General features: G+C 69.7%; 18 protein-coding genes. 12 read left to right on the top strand and 6 right to left on the bottom strand.

Features of this window, described 5'->3' with window-relative positions:
• The first annotated feature begins 37 nt into the window (after nt 1-37).
• The 4 genes from ACZ6SA_RS45285 (at nt 38) to ACZ6SA_RS45270 (ending at nt 2216) form a co-directional block, all read left to right on the top strand.
• On the top strand, nt 38-445 hold the full coding sequence (locus ACZ6SA_RS45285) for a tautomerase family protein (protein ID WP_347649576.1): 408 nt from the start codon (nt 38-40) through the stop codon (nt 443-445).
• 277 nt (nt 446-722) lie between these two features.
• Nucleotides 723-962 (top strand): lipopolysaccharide assembly protein LapA domain-containing protein, encoded by a 240-nt coding sequence (locus ACZ6SA_RS45280; protein WP_465835383.1) that lies wholly within the window; start codon nt 723-725, stop codon nt 960-962.
• On the top strand, nt 959-1780 hold the full coding sequence (locus tag ACZ6SA_RS45275) for a DUF389 domain-containing protein (protein WP_465835381.1): 822 nt from the start codon (nt 959-961) through the stop codon (nt 1778-1780). The genes ACZ6SA_RS45280 and ACZ6SA_RS45275 overlap by 4 nt, the downstream gene beginning before the upstream one ends.
• Nucleotides 1773-2216 (top strand): hypothetical protein, encoded by a 444-nt coding sequence (locus ACZ6SA_RS45270; RefSeq protein ID WP_465835379.1) that lies wholly within the window; start codon nt 1773-1775, stop codon nt 2214-2216. The genes ACZ6SA_RS45275 and ACZ6SA_RS45270 overlap by 8 nt, the downstream gene beginning before the upstream one ends.
• Before the next feature lie 226 nt (nt 2217-2442).
• Here the strand turns inward: ACZ6SA_RS45270 and ACZ6SA_RS45265 are convergent, their stop codons facing one another.
• Together ACZ6SA_RS45265 and ACZ6SA_RS45260 are read right to left on the bottom strand one after the other, a co-directional pair.
• A complete protein-coding gene (locus tag ACZ6SA_RS45265; protein ID WP_465835377.1) occupies nt 2443-3651 on the bottom strand; it encodes an FAD-dependent monooxygenase in 1209 nt (402 codons plus the stop codon).
• Between the two features lie 128 nt (nt 3652-3779).
• Entirely contained in the window at nt 3780-4604 is an 825-nt protein-coding gene (locus tag ACZ6SA_RS45260; RefSeq protein WP_465835375.1) for an SDR family NAD(P)-dependent oxidoreductase, read from the bottom strand.
• A gap of 739 nt (nt 4605-5343) precedes the next feature.
• Between ACZ6SA_RS45260 and ACZ6SA_RS45255 the strand changes: the two genes are divergently transcribed.
• Nucleotides 5344-6267 (top strand): RNA polymerase sigma-70 factor, encoded by a 924-nt coding sequence (locus tag ACZ6SA_RS45255; RefSeq protein WP_347649579.1) that lies wholly within the window; start codon nt 5344-5346, stop codon nt 6265-6267.
• A 90-nt stretch (nt 6268-6357) separates the two neighbouring features.
• Nucleotides 6358-7053: an NAD(P)-dependent oxidoreductase gene (locus tag ACZ6SA_RS45250; RefSeq protein ID WP_465835372.1), complete on the top strand. Its 696-nt coding sequence runs from the start codon at nt 6358-6360 to the stop codon at nt 7051-7053.
• A 107-nt stretch (nt 7054-7160) separates the two neighbouring features.
• On the opposite strand, the gene dacB is transcribed toward ACZ6SA_RS45250, so the two are convergent.
• A complete protein-coding gene (dacB, locus tag ACZ6SA_RS45245; protein ID WP_465835370.1) occupies nt 7161-8759 on the bottom strand; it encodes a D-alanyl-D-alanine carboxypeptidase/D-alanyl-D-alanine endopeptidase in 1599 nt (532 codons plus the stop codon).
• A 201-nt stretch (nt 8760-8960) separates the two neighbouring features.
• Between dacB and ACZ6SA_RS45240 the strand changes: the two genes are divergently transcribed.
• Both ACZ6SA_RS45240 and ACZ6SA_RS45235 read left to right on the top strand, forming a co-directional pair.
• The gene (locus tag ACZ6SA_RS45240) at nt 8961-10055 is read left to right on the top strand and encodes a serine hydrolase domain-containing protein (RefSeq protein WP_465835368.1); all 1095 of its coding nucleotides are present in this window, start codon (nt 8961-8963) and stop codon (nt 10053-10055) included.
• Between the two features lie 77 nt (nt 10056-10132).
• Nucleotides 10133-11923, top strand: coding sequence for a S41 family peptidase (locus tag ACZ6SA_RS45235; RefSeq protein WP_465835366.1), 1791 nt, complete (start codon nt 10133-10135; stop codon nt 11921-11923).
• A gap of 244 nt (nt 11924-12167) precedes the next feature.
• Here the strand turns inward: ACZ6SA_RS45235 and ACZ6SA_RS45230 are convergent, their stop codons facing one another.
• Entirely contained in the window at nt 12168-12593 is a 426-nt protein-coding gene (locus ACZ6SA_RS45230; protein ID WP_465835364.1) for a DJ-1/PfpI family protein, read from the bottom strand.
• A 241-nt stretch (nt 12594-12834) separates the two neighbouring features.
• On the opposite strand from ACZ6SA_RS45230, the gene ACZ6SA_RS45225 reads away from it, so the two are divergent.
• A complete protein-coding gene (locus ACZ6SA_RS45225) occupies nt 12835-13788 on the top strand; it encodes a GlxA family transcriptional regulator (RefSeq protein ID WP_465835362.1) in 954 nt (317 codons plus the stop codon).
• Between the two features lie 392 nt (nt 13789-14180).
• Here the strand turns inward: ACZ6SA_RS45225 and ACZ6SA_RS45220 are convergent, their stop codons facing one another.
• Entirely contained in the window at nt 14181-14597 is a 417-nt protein-coding gene (locus tag ACZ6SA_RS45220; RefSeq protein WP_347649587.1) for a MarR family winged helix-turn-helix transcriptional regulator, read from the bottom strand.
• Nucleotides 14598-14661: 64 nt separating this feature from the next.
• Here ACZ6SA_RS45220 and ACZ6SA_RS45215 point away from each other — a divergent pair, with 64 nt between their 5' ends.
• The 3 genes from ACZ6SA_RS45215 (at nt 14662) to ACZ6SA_RS45205 (ending at nt 17005) form a co-directional block, all read left to right on the top strand.
• Nucleotides 14662-15075: a hypothetical protein gene (locus ACZ6SA_RS45215; protein WP_465835360.1), complete on the top strand. Its 414-nt coding sequence runs from the start codon at nt 14662-14664 to the stop codon at nt 15073-15075.
• A complete protein-coding gene (locus ACZ6SA_RS45210) occupies nt 15072-16094 on the top strand; it encodes a zinc-binding dehydrogenase (RefSeq protein ID WP_347649589.1) in 1023 nt (340 codons plus the stop codon). The genes ACZ6SA_RS45215 and ACZ6SA_RS45210 overlap by 4 nt, the downstream gene beginning before the upstream one ends.
• Nucleotides 16095-16405: 311 nt before the next feature.
• Nucleotides 16406-17005: a hypothetical protein gene (locus ACZ6SA_RS45205; RefSeq protein ID WP_465835358.1), complete on the top strand. Its 600-nt coding sequence runs from the start codon at nt 16406-16408 to the stop codon at nt 17003-17005.
• 46 nt (nt 17006-17051) lie between these two features.
• On the opposite strand, the gene ACZ6SA_RS45200 is transcribed toward ACZ6SA_RS45205, so the two are convergent.
• Entirely contained in the window at nt 17052-18083 is a 1032-nt protein-coding gene (locus ACZ6SA_RS45200) for a LysR family transcriptional regulator (protein ID WP_347649591.1), read from the bottom strand.
• Nucleotides 18084-18119: the final 36 nt, after the last annotated feature.

The raw sequence follows: 18119 nt of genomic DNA, 5'->3' as shown, positions 1-18119 counted from the left end.
GACAGCGGGAGGCACTCAACCGGGAAAGGTGGCCACCGTGCCCCTGATCTTCATCGAAGGCCCACAAGGAATCCGGCCCGACGCCAAGCGCGAGCTGATGCGGCAGGTCACCGAGGCGCTCTCCGACACGTATCACGTTCCTGACGTGCGGATCTTCGTGCGCGAGCACCCTGGCGTGAACGTCGCCCAGGACGGTCTCTCGGAGGCCGAGGACATCCGGCCGGTCTGTTTCCTGGAGGTGCCGGAACTCCGTGATCTCGACGCGAGGAGGGTACTGGTCAAGCGGATCCAGGACTCAGTGGCTGAGGCCTATCAGGGCATCGCCAACACGGACGAGCTCCTCGTCATGATCAACCACTACCCGCTGGAGAACGTGGGATTCCACGGCCGCCTCCAGTCCGACGACCCCCAGATCGTCGGACTGATGGAGCAGTTGAACCGTTGAGAACGGACGGCGGGACCGGTCGACCGGTCCCGCCGTACCGTCCGACGGCGAGCGCTCCTCCATGTACGAGGGCCGGCGGATCCGTCACGTACGCGAGCATGCGTTCGTGCATCCCGCCGCGACCCGAGATGGCTCGAAACACCACTTCATCGCCGAAGGCGGGGGCAGCGGTGGCCGTCGTCCAACGTGGCGTGCTCATGCGTGAGGTGAAGGTCCTGGCCGCGACGAGGACGCTCCGTACTGTGGCGGTGTCGATGCGGCCGGCGGATCGGCTGACATGGGTCCAGGCCAGCAGAGGCCGGCGAACCCGCTCAAGGGCGTGCCGCCACGCGTGTGGCTGGCACTCGTCCTGCTGGTGCTGGCGATCGTGTTCATCCTGCAGAACAGGCAGGACACGGCGATCCAGTTGTTCATGGTCGTGGTGACGGCGCCGTTGTGGATCACGCTGGTGGTGTGCGTCGCCATCGGGATCCTGATCGGCGCGCTGATGAGCCGCAGGGGCAGACGGGCACGATGACGCGCGCCACCCGCATCGTCGCCCGGCGACCCGATGTGGCGTACGCGCGCCGCGACGTCTCCGCGGTGCTGCCCGGCGTGGCGATCTCGATCTCCCTGGTCCCGCCGCTGGCCGTGGTGGGGGTGTGTCTCGGCCGTGGCGCGGGCTGGCTGGCACTCGGTGCGCTCGTGCTGTTCCTGTCCAATCTGCTGGCTCTCGTACTCGGCGGCATCGTGGTGTTCACGGCCACGGGGTACAGGGCTGAGGCCGCCGCCGTGTCCGGCCGGAGTCACCGCCGCACCCGGCTCGTTCTGGCGCTGCTGCTGGTCGTCGTGGTCATACCGTTGTCGGCCAACACCGTGCTGAGCTGGCTGCTGACCGCCTGGAGCGCGCGGGCCAAGGCCGTGGCCGCCGAATGGATCTCCGGTGTGCCGAACTCGTCGATCGCCGGCGTCGACGTCGTCTCCCGGGAACTGCACATCCGCGTGCAGACGCCTGGTGATCTGCCGCCGGTCCCCGGCCTGCTCAATGCTCTTCGCGGACGCATTCCGGACGGGGTGCCGATCGTGATCGAGACCACGCAGGGAAGCACGATCCATGCTGGGCGGATTGGTGCGACCTCAGCGAGCGGCGGTGCATCCTACGCGTCCGCACCGCCGCAGCCTCCTCGACCGCCTGTGCACGCTGCTTGCCGGGCGCAGCATGTCAGGCACCTGGGTAGGTTCGCCGGGAGAGAGCCCGCCGACATGGGTGTACGTCTGGCGTGGCGGCGGCCGGCATGGGCCAGTGTGGCGTTCTATCTGCTGCCGCCGTGGCCCGGCCGATCGGAGTTTGATTGATGCGCGACAGATCACCGCGTTTTCCCATCCACCTGGACAGACATCATCTGCCCGAGCCGGAGTGGGACTACGCCGATGCGAAGATCGGCATGTACTGTACGCGACCGAGTCGACCCCAGACTTCCCGAAGCCGCACAAGGCTCCGCACGGGGCGCCGAACATCCTGCTGATCCTGCTCGACGACGTGGGCTTCGGCTGGCCGAGCGTGAACGGAGGCCTGGCCAGGATGCCGACGGCCGAACGGCTGGCAGCAGGCGGACTGTGCACCGAATGCATGGATGTCGGCATGGACTGCGCCTCAACCGTCTGCGACGACTACGCCGGCAAGGGCCCGTTCCCCTTCACCGGCAAGATTCACGAGGTCACCTTCGACTTGCCGGACGTCACCCCGCCGACGGGGCACGAACGGCTCGAACTCGCCACCCGGATGGACTGACCGCCATCATGCGATCGGGGCCGGATGGGTGCTCGGTTCCGGGACAGCGCGTAGTGGAGCCGCCCGGTCCAGAGTTTGACGGGCTCAGTGCTGATCGTAGAACTCCTCATTCCTTCGCCGGCCATCACCGCGACGGCTGCGAACCGTCTTTGGGGGGCGCCGCCTCGCGGATGAGCTCGATCGCCCGGCGGGCCGGCGGCTCCACCGAACCCGGGGCACACCAGAGTCATACGGCGGCGATGTCCAGTTGCTTGTTTCTCATGTCGGTGCCGTTCAAGATCTTGCCTATTGCCGGGCCGATGACAGGAGCGTGCGTGAGGCGCAGCATCGCGGCCCGGATGATCTGTTCCTTGCGGTCGTGGGGCGTGAAAAGCCTGCGCATGGTCAGCGCGCTGTCCTGCTCTGCTTGGATGAACGGCCGCATCCTGGCCTCCCACGCCCGCAGCGCGCTGGGCAGGTCGTCAGGGTGCCGTCGCAGCATGGTGCCCAGCAGTTCGCCCCCGGCCATGGCGCTGGAGGCGCCCATGCCCGCGTACAAGGTCACGCACCAGGCGGCGTCGCCGACCAGGGCGACGCGGCCGCGGTGCCAGCGGGGCATCCTGACCTGCTGCACGGAGTCGAACAGGAAGTCCGGGGCCTGCTCGAACCGGGTGAACAAGGTCTCCAGGAGGCGTCCGGTGGCCTCGGGGCCGAAGGCGGCGCGGAGCGACTCGATCGGCGGGCGGGCGAACTCGGCGTCGATGTCGCCGGTGCGGTAGGAGAACAGCAGGCTCGGCGGGTGGTTGTCGTAGGGGAAGGTCCATGCCGAGCGTCCAGGCTCGGCCAGGATCAGGCCCTCGTGCTGCGTGAAGCCCTCGATCGGCCTGTCGAGCAGGGTGACGGCGATCATGTAGTTGAGCGGGTGCAGGTACTCCTGCGGTCCGAAGGCCAGGCTCCGCACGGTGGAGCGCAGGCCGTCGGCGCCCACCACCAGGTCGAAGCGCTCGGTGACGACGGCGCCTGAGGCGGTGTCGTGCAACGTGACCTCGGCGGCCGTGTCGTCCTGGGTGATGCGGGTGGGCACGGTGGAGTAACGGATCTCCACGTCGTCCGGCAACGCGGAGAACAGCCCCTGCTCGATGTCGCCGCGCAGCAGTTGCAGGGGTTTGCCCGGCAGGGTTGACGGGTTCATGCCCGGGGTTCGGCGTCCCGCCCGATTCACCTCGTACGCGGTGAGCAAAGGGCTGCCGCGGTCACCGATGGCCTCCAGCACACCCAAACGGCGAGCGGAGGCCACGCCGGTGCCGAACAGCATGACGAAGTACCCTCCCGAGCGGCGCACAGGCGCCCGCTCGATCAGCACCGGCTCCCAGCCGATCTGCCGTAGCCGGAGCGCGGTCGCGATTCCCGCGATCCCGAGCCCGACCACCAATGCGCGGCGGCCACTATCTCGCATGACGGCTCCCTTCCACAAACTGCTTCTTCAGGTCGGTCCCGGCGCGCAGCCGCGGACCGCTCGGCGTTCATCAGGGCGTGGGCGCCCATCACCCCCGCCCGCGCGGGAAGGGGTGATGGGCCGACAGATCAGAGGGCCGGCGTCGCGTGGGCCTGCGCCGAGAGGTCGAGCCAGTCGGCCCAGGTCTTGAGCCGGTCGGCGTAGACCTGCTGGAGCATCGAGAGGTTCTGGGTGCCGAAGAACACCCGCAGGGGCGGGTCGGGGAGGTCGGCGAGCTTGAGTATGGCCTGGCCGGCGGCGGTCGGGTCGCCGAAGTCGATCGTCTGGGCGTACGCGGCTTGGGCCTGGCGGGCGGCGTCATAGTGCGGGCTGGGCGAGGCTTTGACCGCGATGGTGGGCGCGCCGGTGGCGTAACTGCCGGGCTCCACGATGGTCACCTTGATGTCGAAGCCGGCGACTTCCTGGGCGAGGCTCTCACTCAGGCCTTCCAGAGCCCACTTGGACGCGCAGTATCCGCCGCCGAGGGGGAAGGCGGCGACGCCGGCGGTGGAGGAGATCTGAATGATGTGCCCGGAACCCTGCTCGCGCAGGTGAGGCAGCGCTGCCTGGACGACCCGCAGTGGGCCGAACAGGTTGGTCTCCATCAGGGTGCGCAGGTGTTGCTCGGTCACCTCCTCGACCGCGCCGAACAGGGCGTAGCCGGCGTTGTTGACGATCACATCCAGGCGGCCGAAATGTTCCTTGGCCCGCGTCACGCTCTCGCGGACGGCGGCCGTGTCGGTCACGTCCATATCCAGCGCGAGCACCAGGTCGCCGTAGGCGGTGACCAGGTCATCGAGGCTTCGAAGGTTGCGGGCGGTGGCTGCCACCCGGTCGCCGCGGGTCAGGGCGGCCTCGACGAAGCTGCGGCCAAAACCGCGCGAAGATCCGGTGACGAACCAAACCTTGCTCATGATCTCCTTCTTTCTGCTAGAGGATGCGAAGCGGCGTAGGCGGCCTGCTGAGGCCGGAGACTAAGATCTGGCCGTCGGCGGTGACCGGCTCGGTGGCGACCAGGCCGTCCAGGGCCAGGCCGTGTTTCCGGACCGGCTGGGGCGCGGCACGAAGACCGGGCTGCCCGACGTCACCGCCGTGCAGGCGGCCAAGGCCTGATCGGGCGCGCTGGATGTGATGATGTCGCCGCCAAAGCCACGCTCCGGAGATTTCCGAGGCGGTGCTCATGGTGTTCCTTTCGTTACGCCGGCTGGCCGGGCCGGTAGCCGCCGCCGGGCGCGTTTCTTTGGATGTGTTCGTGCTGGACGTGGCGACGTGCACCACACGACCGCGTGCCATGCGTTGTCAGGTCCTCCGCGTTCCGAGAGCCGGGCACGTCTTTCCTGAGACGAGACAGCCGGGCCGTTCCGTGACATCGGAAAGACGCGGCAGGGCGGGGCCGGCCAACTGGAGGGCGGCCGGGTCGGGGGCGGCCGGACGGGGTGATGTCACAGAACTGACGAGCTATTTCGTCTCCCGGCGGAAGGCAGGCGTCGGGGCTGGGAGGGTGAGGGGTTTGTTGTGCGGGTGTTCGTGGCCGGTGGGCCAGGGTGTTGGGGCGGCGGCTGGTGCCGAAGCCTCGAACAGCCAGTGGCCGGCCCGGCCGCTGGCCGGGAAGACGGCGGTGACCTGGCGGCAGGGCTTCAAGGAGGAGCTGGTATGACCCGGACGGAGGAGTTCGAACAGTGGCGGCCGCTGCTGTTCTCCATCGCCTACCGGATCCTGGGCAGCGTGAGTGAGGCCGAGGACGCAGTTCAGGAGACCTGGCTACGCTACGAGGCCTGCGCGACCCGGCCCGCGTCGGTCAAGTCGTTCCTCTCGGCCATGGTGTCTCGCATCGCGATCGACGTGCTGCGCTCGGCACGCATGCGGCGGGAGGAATATGCCGGGCAGTGGTTTCCTGAGCCGCTGCTGGCCGACCCCTACGAGGACCCGGAGCGGTCGGCGGAGCTCGCCGACACGGTTTCGATGGCGGCCCTGCTGCTGCTGGAGCGGCTCAGCCCGCTCGAACGCGCGGTCTTCGTGCTGCGGGAGGTGTTCGGGTTCCGCTTCGGTGAGGTCGCCGCGGCGATTGGGCGCTCTGAGGCGGCCTGCCGCCAGCTTGCCGTACGAGCGCGCCGCCACATGGACGCCGGACGTGCCCGGTTCGAGGCCGATCGCCGCGAGCGGGACGAACTCGCCGCCCGCTTCTTCGACGCCTTCCGCGAAGGTGACGTCGACGGGCTGCGCGAGCTGCTGTCCGCCGACGTGCAGATGGCCGGGGACAGCGGCGGCAAGGCCCCGCTGTGGGGAGACGGAGTCTTCGGCGCCGAGAGCGTGGCCCGGATGCTGGCCGGGTTCGTCGCGCCGTTCATCCGGATCGGCGGTGTCGTGGAACCACATGAGATGAACGGCCAGCCAGGCGCGATCTTCCGCGACCAGGACGGCAAGATCGTCAACACGCTGACGCTCGACATCCTGGACGGGCAGATCCAGACCATTCGCGCCGTGATCAACCCCGACAAGCTGCGGCATCTGGGCCCGGTGGCGGACGCCTGGGCGGTCGTCCGCGAGACCAACCGGGTCCGCCGGCTCGAAGACTGACGCCCGCCCTGCAACAGGCAACGCGCGGACGCCTCCAGCTCCTGGCCAACACCACGACATCGGATCAGGAAAGAAGGAAGGACCCTGGTCATGCGCATCGCAGTCTTCGGCGCCAACGGCCCCACCGGCCGTCTCCTCACCGGCCAGGCACTCGCCGCCGGACACCATGTCGCGGCGATCACCCGGCAGCCGGACTCGTTTCCCCTGCACCATGAACGGCTCGACGTCATCAGTGCCGACGTGCACGATCCACAGGCCGTCGACGCCGCCGTGGCGGAGCGAGACGCGGTGCTGTCGACGCTCGGCGTGCCCGCTGTAAAGGAACCCATCACCACCTATTCACGCGGCGTGGCCAATATTGTCGCCGCGATGGAACGGCACCGCGTGCGCCGGCTTGGCGTGGTGAGTTCGAGCGGGGTCGACCCGCACCCGTACTCCGAGGGCGGGTTCCTGTTCAATCGGGTGGTGCTGCCCTACGTGACGCGCGTGCTGGGCAAGTCGTTGTATGACGACATGCGGAGAATGGAATCGCTTCTTCGCGCCGACGATCTCGATTGGACGATTCTCCGTCCAAGCGGGCTCTTTCACCTGCCGTCGGTCACCGACTACACCGTTGTCGAGGGCCACGCCGACGGCAGGTTCACAGCACGTGTGGACCTGGCCGCGAGCATGCTGGCCCTCTTGGACGACGACCGCTACGTCCGCACCACTCTCAGCGTCATCACCACAGCCGACAACCCCACTTTGCTCCAGTGGATGCGCCGCGAGGCACTCGCCAGAAGCTGACCCGATCTCCGTACGCCGTCTCCGGTTCGGGACGTTCTGGGGGTCTTCACCATTCGTCCGATATCGTGCCAACGCAGCAAGCGCAGGGACCGGCTGGTGCACGGGCACTAAGCGCTCTGGGTGACGTACGCCGCGGCGGCGATCTCGCCCAGTGCCTGCCCTGTCACCTTGGACATCTCCCTGGCCTCCTCCGCCGACCCGGTCCGGATGCCCACGAAGGCGGCGAAGGTCAGCCGCCGCCCGCCGGGCAGTTCGACGTACCCGGCCAGGGCCTGGCGGTTCATCCACGTGCCGTCCTCCATCCCCAGGCTGGTGCCGGTCTTGGCGTGGACGTGACCCGCCGCCGGCGAGTCGGGCTGGACGTCCTTCAGGGTCCCGTCGCGGCCGAGGATCGGCAGCGCGTCGCGGTAGTGCCGGAAGTGGGGTTGCCGTGCCATGTAGGCCAGGAACTCCACGAAGTATCGCGGTGTGTAGCGGTTCTGCTCCGACCCTGGGGGCGACGAGTCGAACCCGGCCCTTTCGAGCAGCTCCCGCCGTACCCGCTGCCCGGCCGCCTTGGGATCGTCCGGATCTCCCCCGGCGACGGCCCCGACCAGGTAGGGGAACACCTCCGTGTGCAGGTTGCTGCTGACCTTGAGCATCGGCTTGAGCTGGTCGGGCAGCGCCGGGGAGAGATGTTCGGCGACCAGCCGCCGCCGGGTGCCGGACCCGGTCGTGGCGGCGGAGTCGACGCGCACCCCCTTTTCGCGCAGCGCCCGCGCGAAAAGTGCCTGGACGAAGGCCGCCGGTTCCGGGACGAAGTAGGCGCGGAACAGGCCGGGACTGTCGTCGGTGATGTCGCCGGTCAGGCTCACCGTACGCGTGCCGTCGGGGTGGCGTACGTCGTCGGCGAACGTCAGCGGACGCGCCGAAGCCGCTTCTGAGGCGGCGATCGTCCGTACCTTGTTGACGATGCGGACGTATTCGGACTGCGGCGAGATCTCCAGAACGGCGGGTGCCCCGGGACGGCGGCCCGGTTCGACGGTGACGTCCACGAGGTTGTCGTTGACCATGACGGGGGAGATGGTGGCCGTCACGTTGTTGGCCAGGCCCTCGGTGCCTTCGCGATAGAGCGAGACATCCACGAGTACGCGCCCCTCGACCCGCCTGATGCCTGCCGCCACCTGGGTCGCGAGCGAGCGAAGCTCTCGCAGGGGGTCGCCGCCGATCGGTCCGGCGCCGGGAGTGGTGTGGTACGTGTGGTCCGGGTCGGGCAGCGCCAGGCTTCCGTCCGCGCGCAGACGTCCCGACAGCAGCAGGTCGCCGCCCGCCACGAGCACCAGGTCGCCGTGGAGCACGCCACCGCGTACCGGCCCGGTCCGGTGGACGCGAGTCGCGAAGCGCCGATCGTGCCCCAGCGCCAGGAACGCCGTGCCCCCGACGAACACCTTCGACGACGACCCGGCGACGAACGGCTCGCCGGTGTTGAGCTCGTAGATCGACTCCCCGGTGTCCGGGGCGTAGAACTGCGCGCCCCAGTGAGCACCATCGAACGCGGGCCGCGCCATGATCTCCTCGATCCTGCGGGCCAACTCGGCGTCCTGCCAGGTCTGGGCTCCACGCGGGGTCGCGGTGACGGCCCCGGCCAGCGGGACGGCGCCCAGCAGGCCGAGCACGGACCGCCGCGCCGGCCGCCAGATCTCTGGATGGGTCGGATTCGTGTCCACCAGCTTGTCCTCGTTCGTCGGGAATCTCGGTCTGGAGGGCCACTCGGGGCCTTCGACGAGGCATTGAACGCGGAGGCCTGTTTCCTGGCTGTTTCGCCCCGGGGTGGCCGTGATGGTGGAAACGCCGAGGAAACAGCCGATCTGCCACAAAGGACGGCGTACGTCTCAGCGTGTGCGTGCCCATCGAGGAAGGACCGTGAAGTGAACCGAAGGACGGCGGCCGGGCTGGCATGCACGATCCTGGCCCTGAGCATCAGCGCTCCGGCCCCCGCAACCGCTACCGCCCGGCCGGAGATCGGCGACGTACGGCAGGCGATGCGGGCCCTGGCCAAGACGCCAGGGGTGGTGGGGGCCATCGGGGAGGCGTACTACGGCGGCAGGCGCATCGGCGGGGGCACGGCCGGGTCGCGCCTGATCGACGGCGCGGGCGGCAAGATCCCCACCGGCGCCCGCTACCGCGCCTGGTCCCTGACCAAGCAGCTCACGGCCACCGTGCTGCTGCAACTGGTCGAGGAGGGCAGGCTCGGGGTGGACGACAGGCTGAGCGAGGTCCTGCCGGTCGTGGCCGGACAGGATCTGGTCGAGCGGGCCGACGAGATCACCGTACGGCAGATGCTCCAGCACACGTCCGGCATCCCCGACTACACCGGGCATCCGGAGCTGAGGCCCTTCGACGATCTCACCACCCGTCACTCGCCGCTCGACCTGGCGAAGATGTCCCGCGAGCGGCCCAGGCAGCAAGAGCCGGGTGAGCGGTTCAGCTACTCCAACACCAACTACATCCTGCTCGGGGCCGTCATCGAGCGGCTGACCGGCCGTACGCTCGCGGAGGAGTTCCAGCGGCGGCTGTTCAAACCCCTCGGCATGACCCGCACCTACCTGCCCGTGAATCCGGACCAGGGCATCGAGGGGCCGCACGGGCACGGCTACTATCCAGGGCCGGGCGGCACGGTGCGCGACGTGGACCGGATGAACACGAGCAGTTTGTGGGCGGCCGGCGGGCTGGTCTCCACCTCGCGCGACCTGACCACGTTCTACGGTGCGCTCGCCCGGGACCGGCTGTTGCCCGCCCGGCTCCGGAAGGAAATGACGTACCCGGTGGAGGAGCAGCCGGTGTGCGGCGGCTCGGTGACCTCGTACCGGGGCTCCGGACCCGGCGGGCTGGCCCTGACCTTCACCTCGGCGGACGGCCGCCTGCAGTTCGCGCTGTCAGCGACCACCAGCATCGCCGAGCAGGGCCGGGTCCGCCCAGCCCTCCAGAAAGCCGCCGAAGCCGTGCTCTGCCCTGGCACGTGACCGCCAGCAGTAGGCGTGCGGACACGCCGGGGAACGGACACAAGCGCAGACGCAGGCACGAGCACAGGAGCACAGACATGACCATGGGTACAGACGCAGGCGCGAGTACGGGCATGGTGCGGTCGAGAGCCACGGTGATGGCGGCGGTGACGTGCACGCTGATGCTGGCCACCACCGCCACCGCCACCGCCGGTGTCACGGCGGTCGACGTCGTGGGAGCCGGTGTCGCAGTAGCCCCCGCCGCGGGGGTCGGTGCGGTCGGCTCGACGGGCGCCGACCGGGGTGTGCCTCCCTGCGCCGAAGTCTCCGGCCAGCCACCCTCCGGCGGGATCCCGCCGGGGGTGACAGCGAAACCCAGCACGACCCCTTCGGCGACCGCCACCCGGACGAAGGCCGCGGAATCGACGGCCACGGCTACGGGTATCACGACTGTCGAGCAGGCGTACTCCTGTGTCCTCGACCACTACTACGCACGCGACCGGCTCGACCACCGTGATCTCCTCGCCGCCGCCTTCGGCGGGATGACCGTCGAGCTCGCCCGGCTCGGTCTCGACCGTCCCGATGCCGTGATGCCGCCGCTGCGGGGTGACAGGGCCGCCGACTGGGACGCCTTCGCCGCCACGTACGAGCGCGTCACCGCCGCCCTGTCCGACGGCGCGTCGCGGCGGGAGGCGCTGGCCGCGGCTGCCGTCAAGGCGATGGTCGCAGGTCTGCACGACAACCACGTCCGCTGGGCCCGCTCCGCTCCCCCGTCGAGCGAGCCCCGCTCCACCCCCGAGCCGGGCGAGCGCGGCCGGACCCCCTCACCCGGCGACCGCCGCCAGGCATCGCCCCCGACCGGCTCCCGCCGGACGCCGGACCCGGGTGAGACACAACAGAGGTACGGGCTGGGGATCGCCACCTCCTACACCCCTTACCACGCCTCCCATGCTCCCCATCGGGCTCAAGCACCGCTGCACATCACCGCGGTGACGGGCGGGCCGGCCGCCGAGCGGGGGCTGCGGGCCGGTGACATCATCGAGGCCGTCAACGGCGCGCCGCTGTTCGCCGGAGGGGTGCTGTCCACCGGCGCGCTCTCCATGCTCTTCCCGACCTCCGCCGACGCGGATCCCGTACGCCTGACCCTGCGGCGCCCCGCCACCGGCCGCACGTGGGCCGTCACTCTGAAGCCCGAGCGGTTCACCTCGACGGTTCGGAACGTGACGGCCACCCTGCTCGGCGGTGACGTCGCCGCCGTCCGCGCGGGCGCTTTCATGCCTGGCACGGCCGATGAGGTGCGAGCGGCCATCTCCGAGCTGGGCCGACGCGCCGAGCGGGGGCAACGTGCCGCACCTGGCGAGCGGGCCGGATCGGGCAAGGCGACCTCAGGCAAACGCGGCCGCCTGCGTGGTGTCGTACTGGATCTGCGCGGCAACACCGGTGGCTCGCCGGACGAGGTCGCGCGCCTGCTTGGTGCCCTCGCCCACGGCAAGGTGACCGGCTACACCTGTGACCCAGGCGGCGCCTGCGACCCGCACCGCACCGACGACACCGTGCCCCTCCTGAACCTGCCCGTGGCCCTGCTCACCGATGGCATCTGTGCCTCCGCCTGCGACCATTTCACCGGCGCGGTCAAGCGTCACAGGCTCGGGCCGGTGATCGGCACGCGTACGTCGGGGATGGTGTCGGGGGTCGCCTACCCGTACGCCCTAAACGACGGCAGCACGCTGATCCTGCCCACGCAGTACGGGCTCGGCCCCAACCGTGAGATCGTCAACGGCATCGGCGTCCCTCCCGACCACTTCGTCCCCCGAACCGCCGAAGACCTGTCCGCCGGCCGCGACCCGGCCATGACCAAGGCACTCACCCTGCTCCGCGAACCCTCATGACGGCCGGCGATCCGCGATGCGACCCGCCGGGCCTTCAGCCACAGTGCGGTCGTGACCAGGCAGGGCATGGGCCAGGGGCGATCCCGCAGGCGCCGGCAGCACACCCTGATCGTTGAGCGGCGCGACCAGCGGCGCGGTGAACCCGGGGCAGCGATTCAAGGGCTGCTGACCACCACCGTCAGGCCACCAGGCCGCGGCGGTAGGTCCGTCGCGGAGGTTGAGCTCCGGCCCGGTCCTGACCGGTTCAGGCTCGGGTCGGCCTCCACACGGTGCCGCGGCGATCGTGCCCGATCCACTCCTCGATGGTGACCGCCAGGCGCGGCTCGCCGAGCTCGCGCTCGATGAGGTAGAGCGCGAGGTCGATGCCCGCCAGCCAGCCGCTGCTGCTGGTGACGATGTTCCCGTCGTCGACGAGGCGGGCCTCGATCACCTGCGCGCCCCAGCTGGCCAGCAGCTCGTGCCCGGGACGGTGGGTCGTCGCCGGGCGGCCCTTGAGCAGGCCGGCGGCCCCTATGTAAAGGGATCCGGCATCGGAGCCCGCCAGGATCAGCCGATCACCGCCCCGGCGTCTGGCGTCGGCGATGTGCCGCGGAATCGGCCCGTCGACGTCGTTCTCGATCCAGCCACCGCCGATGACCAGCACATCCGCACGCTCCGGGGTCCACTCCACCAATCCGGCGTAGCGGGTGCCGTAGCATCCCGTGACCTCGGTGGCGCCGTCGGCGTGACCAGCACGGATTCGACGTCCGCACCGAGCAGCCTGGCCCGGCAGAACACGTCGTGGGGCAGCAGGGTGTCCATGTCGGCCACACCCTCGAACATCATCACCTCGACTCGCACGCCGCCACACTAGGCGTCGGGTGGCGAGAACGGTGAGTGACTGTAAAGCCATGTTTCGCTAGATTCGCGCCATGACCCGTGTCGCTGTGCTCGCCACCGAGGGCGTGGTCGCGTTCGAGCTCACCATTCCCTGTCAGGTCTTCGGCTCAGCCGTCGACCCGCAGTCAGGCGCCCCCCTGTACGAGACCTTGGTCTGCGGCCGACCCATGGAGATGACGGCCACGGCCGCCGGGAAGGACGCCTTCCGCCTCGTCCCGCCCCATGATCTGGACGCGGTCCGCTCCGCCGACACCGTCATCGTCCCCGCCAGCCAGAGGGCAACGCCGAGCGAGCCGGAGCTGGACGCGATCCGCGACGCGCACGCGGCAGGCGCGCGGATCGTGTCCATCTGCACCGGGGTCTACTTCCTCGCCTGGGCCGGTCTGCTCGACGGCCGGCGGGTGTGCACCCATTGGGCACACGCCTCGGACCTGGCACGCAGGTTCCCGCGGATCCTGGTCGAGGACAGGCTCTACGTCGACGACGGCGACATCGTGACCTCCGCCGGCATCAGCGCCGGGATCGACATGTGTCTGCACCTCCTTCAGCGTGATCACGGCGCGGCCGTCGCCGCCTCCGCCGCGCGCCGGATGGTCCTCGCGCCCCACCGCGCGGGCACCCAGGTCCAGTTCGTCGAGACGCCGCTGCCCTCCGACGGCAACCGCCTCGACGACACCATGGCGTGGATGCGCCGGCACCTCGCCGAACCCTTGACCCTGAAGGACATCGCCGCGCATGTCGGGGTCAGTACGCGGTCCCTGACCCGCCATTTCCGGCAGCAGACCGCCACCACGCCGATCCAGTGGCTCATCCGGATGCGGTTGGCCGCGGCTCAGGAACTGCTTGAGGAGACCCGGATGGGTGTCCATGACATCGCCACCGCCACCGGCTTCGGCAACGCGGCCTCCCTTCGCCAGCATTTCACCCGCGCTCTCGGGACCACGCCGACCGCCTACCGCAGATCCGCACGGCCCAGCCCCAAGTAGCGTCGCCGAGCTCGCCGACGGGGTGGCGCGAGCGCGCCCCGACGGCGACGGTCCGCGCACACGCCCCCGACGTGCGCCGCGACGACCTGGCGCACGCGGTCCGCGTGGTGGGGCGGGCGAGTCGCTGCTCGCGCCGACCGTGACCAGGCGGCCGATCTCCGAGTTCACCTCGCGGCCCGCGGCCAGGGGGATGAGGACCCTGGACGTGCTGACCGCGAGGGAACGCCAGACGCTCTGCCGCCGTTTCTGCTGGTCACGACCTGGCTGACCACCGCCGACTCCGATCTGATCCCATCCTTTGCCGCCAGCGCCGTCCGCTCCGGCTGACCGCCACAGTGCCGCGAACCACGGCGTCACCCGCCCGCAACTCGCACGCCGTGTCGGGCCCCGGGTCATGGCTGGCTGAGGACGCGGCGCAGGGCGGTGGTGGCGGCGGCGAATTCGGTGTCGTTCAAAAGCGTGCGGCCCCATTGGAGCAGTGGCCGTCGCGCCTGCTGGATGCGGGTCACCATCTCGTGCCCGTGCGGGGTCAGCGTGAGCTCGACGTGGCGGCGGTCGTGCGCGGACGGATGGCGGTGGACGAGCCCGGCGTTGTGGAGGCGGTCCACGAGCCGGCTGGGGTTACCGGTCTCGGCGATGAGGCGGGACCCGAGCTCGCCGAGGGTGAGAGGCTGGCCGTCGGCGAGGATGAGGATCGCCTCGGCCTGGACCACCGTGATGCCCAGCGGCCGCAGGGCCTCGCTGAAGCGTCGGTTGATCTCTCGGTGTACGGCCTTGACCGCCAGTACGAACTCCAGCACCTGGTCCACGGAACGGCATCTTACTTGAATCGATGACATGACATAGATATCGTGCGTCATATCGTTAGATGACATGACGCACATCTCGGAGAGCGATATGCGCAGCACCGTCCCGTCGCGGACACCGACGTTTCACTTCGAAGCCGTCCGGGCCCTGTGGTCAAGCCCGTTCGACGGAGCCGACTCCGGCGAGGTCGTCTCGGCGGTCTCCCGGGTGCGCCCCGGCGACTTCGAGTCCTGGCACCGGCAATGGGACCACCTGGCCACAACCACGTGGGGCCGCGCCGAACGCCTGAACGACCCGGTCTCGCGAGGCAAGGCCCTGCTGCGGGCGAGCAACTACATGCGCACCGCCGAGTTCTACCTCGCGTCCGGCGACCCTCGTCGCGTGGACTGCGCCAGCCGTTCCCGGAGGTGGTTCGACGCCGGACTCGCCCACGAGGTCATCTTCGGCTGGCTCTCCACCGTCAAGAAGACCGGCCGATGAGCGAGCCGATCAAGCACGGCCGGATGGTGGTGCGGCGCTTCGGCGACGCGGAGACGCTGGAACGGGCCGAGGCGGTCACGCCTGCCCCCGCGCCGGGCCAGGCCAGGATCAGGGTGCTGGCCGCAGGTGTCGGCTACACCGACGTGATGGCGCGCAAGGGCGAGTACCTCTTCCAGAGGGGACGTCCGTTCAGCCCGGGGTACGAGCTGGTGGGCGAGGTCGTGGACCACCACGTCGACGCGCCGCCGCCCTGGCTGGTGCCCGGAACCCGGGTTGCCGCCTGCCTGACCGGGATGGGCGCCTACACGGAATATGCGAACCTGCCCGTACGGATGCTGGCCCCCGTACCGGATGGCCTGGACACCCTGGTGGCCTCCGCCCTTCCGCTGGACTACCTGACAGCGCTGAGCCTCCTGGACCGGCATGGCCGGGCCCGCCCGGGCGACACCGTCCTCATCCACGGCGCGACCGGCGGCGTGGGCGACGCGCTCTGCCAGCTCGGCGCGCACCGGCGCCTGGCCATGTACGGCACCGCCTCCGAGCGCAGCCTGCACCTGCTGGGCGACTACGACATCGTCCCCATCGACTACCGCCGCCAGGACGTCACCCAGGTCGTACGCGCCCGGCACCCCGAGGGCGTCCACATCGTCTACGACCACCTCGGCGGTACCGCCCTGCGCGCCGGCCACCGCCTTCTGGCCCCGGGCGGCGTGCTGGTCAGCTACGCGTTCATGGGCCGGCCCGGACACGTGCTGGCCGACACCGTCCGCGGTGCGCTGCGCAACCGCATGCTGAACCTCGTACCGGGCCGGCGTACGGCCGTCTGCTCGCTGCCCCGGGAGATCGCCGCGGACCCGCCGCGGCACCAGTCGCTGCTGACCCACCTGTTCGAGTTGGCGCTCGCGCGGGGCATCCGGCCACGGATCGGCGCGTGCTTCCCGCTCGCCCAGGCCGCTGAGGCACATCGGACACTCGAACGACGGGACGTCCACGGGAAGATCATCCTCACCATGTTCTGACCCCGGTTGCCACGGCTGTTCGTGGCGTTCAAACGAACAGAAACGTGCAAGGCCGAACACCCCTTCGCCTCCACCGGGCACGGGCGCCGAAGGACGCGATTCACTATTCGATTCTCGGTGTTCGAGAATCCCGCAACCAGGCACACGGGGATGTGCTCGAAGCCTTCCGCGGTTACCATCGCCTTCTCTCGACCATGACCCCGGAATCGTGATTGAGAACTCGCAGGTGAATCACTGGGTCGCCGAAGCCGGCCGTCCCCGGCGACCCAGTGGTCCCACAGATTCGGCAGCGCAGCGTGAGGACGTATACCATGCTTCATCCCGAGCAGGCTCACCCGGCAGAGAACCAGTGGGGACTGCTGGTCGAGTACGGGCACGGGCTCCAACTCGGCTTCCACGCCCTCTGGGTCGAGTCCGACGATCCGGAGGAACTGTCCCACCGATTCCAGGTAGATCTGGAATCGCGTTTGGAATGCAACTTGGAAACGCTGGCGGGGACGTACGAAGGCCCTCCTGCGAAAGGCATCTGGGTCGGCCCGCACGCGCCCGGCTGGACACATGTATTCGTCTTCGGTCTTTACTCCGGCCATCCCGCGATCCGCAATCTCGGTAGGCATCGGGCCTTCCAGATGAACTTCTGGGGAGAAGTAGGTGAAGGGCTTGAGCCGTTGCACCTCCACTATGACGGTGAACTGATCGATGATGTCATGCCGCCGTACGAGGAAGGCGGATATATGGCCCTCCCCGACTACCGGCCCTTCACAGCAGGGCTGGAGCTCGATCCCGACACCAAACTTGAGCAGGATGTCCATACCTTGTGGTGCTTGGTGGGCCGGATCACGGGACGCTTCGCAGACCGGGAATGGTGGACGTCGACGCGTACCTTCTACCGCATCCCCGGCAGGGCATGAGAGGGATCCGGTGCCCCGGGGTGGACGGTGCCGGTCTTCACGCCAGTCATGATCGAGAGTCGCCCCGCACGCGTGTCCGACTTGTCGGCATCGAACGGCTCTCGGCGAGGAGGCGTACGTGCTCGTCGGCGGCACGCCGCGCGTCCGTGCGGGCGATGACCGTCGTGGTGCCATGCGGGCCGCGAGCATGGTCGAAGAGCGTCTGCTGGGCGAAGCGGGCGAGTTCGCGGGTGGCCGGTGACAAGGCGTGGCCGCGGCGCGTGACGAGCGCGATCGTGTCGTACATCGGTTCGGCGAACCGGGCCACGTGCAGGCCGACCGGGAAGGTGGCGCTGGCGACCGCCGCCCGGCACGCGAGCGTGTCACCCACCCCGGCCTGGACCAGGGTGAGGGCCGAGGCGAGGTGTTCGACCTCGATGAGGGGTTCGATGCTGACGCCCGAGAGCCGGGCCCGGGTGGCGAGCTGGCGGCGCGCGGGGTCGGTGTCGCCGTAGTGGGCGTCGTAAAGGATCATGGGGGCGGTCGCCACGTCGGCGATGGTGCGCGGGGTGGCGGCGCGGCCGGCGTCCGCGGTGATGTAGACGACCTCGTCGCGCACCAGCGGGGTCACTGCGAGGCCTTCATGGTCGACCGGCAGCGTCACCATTCCGGCCTCGATCTCGCCTCGCTGGACGGCGGCGGCGGTCTCGGTGGAGTTCTGGCCCACGAGCCGGACCCGGACCGAGGGGTGGCGGCGGTGGAAGCGCAGGGCCAGCTCCGACAGCGCGTAGAACTCCGCGTTGCGCAGCAGGCCGAAGGTCGCCGTGCCGCCCTCCAGGTCGCGTAGCGCGCGCACGGCCGTGACACCTTGATCGGCGGCGGCCAGGGCCTGCTCGGCGAAGGGGGCGAGTTCGTCGCCCGCGAGCGTGCTGACCAGCCCTCGGCCCGCTCGGCGGAACAGTTCCATGCCCAGCTCGTCCTCCAGCCGGCGCACCAGCTCCGATACGGACGGCTGGGTGAGCCCAAGGCTGCGGGCCGCCGCGGTGAACGAACCGCCCTTGCGCGCCTCCATGAACGCCTGTAGCTGCTGCAGGGTCATAGGGAAACCCTATCGGTGGGACTGGAGTCGGCCCCG

It is taken from the genome of Nonomuraea sp. NPDC049378, assembly GCF_055586745.1.
The sequence above is the reverse complement of the archived record's forward strand: the minus strand, read 5'-3'. Positions and strand labels throughout refer to the sequence as shown.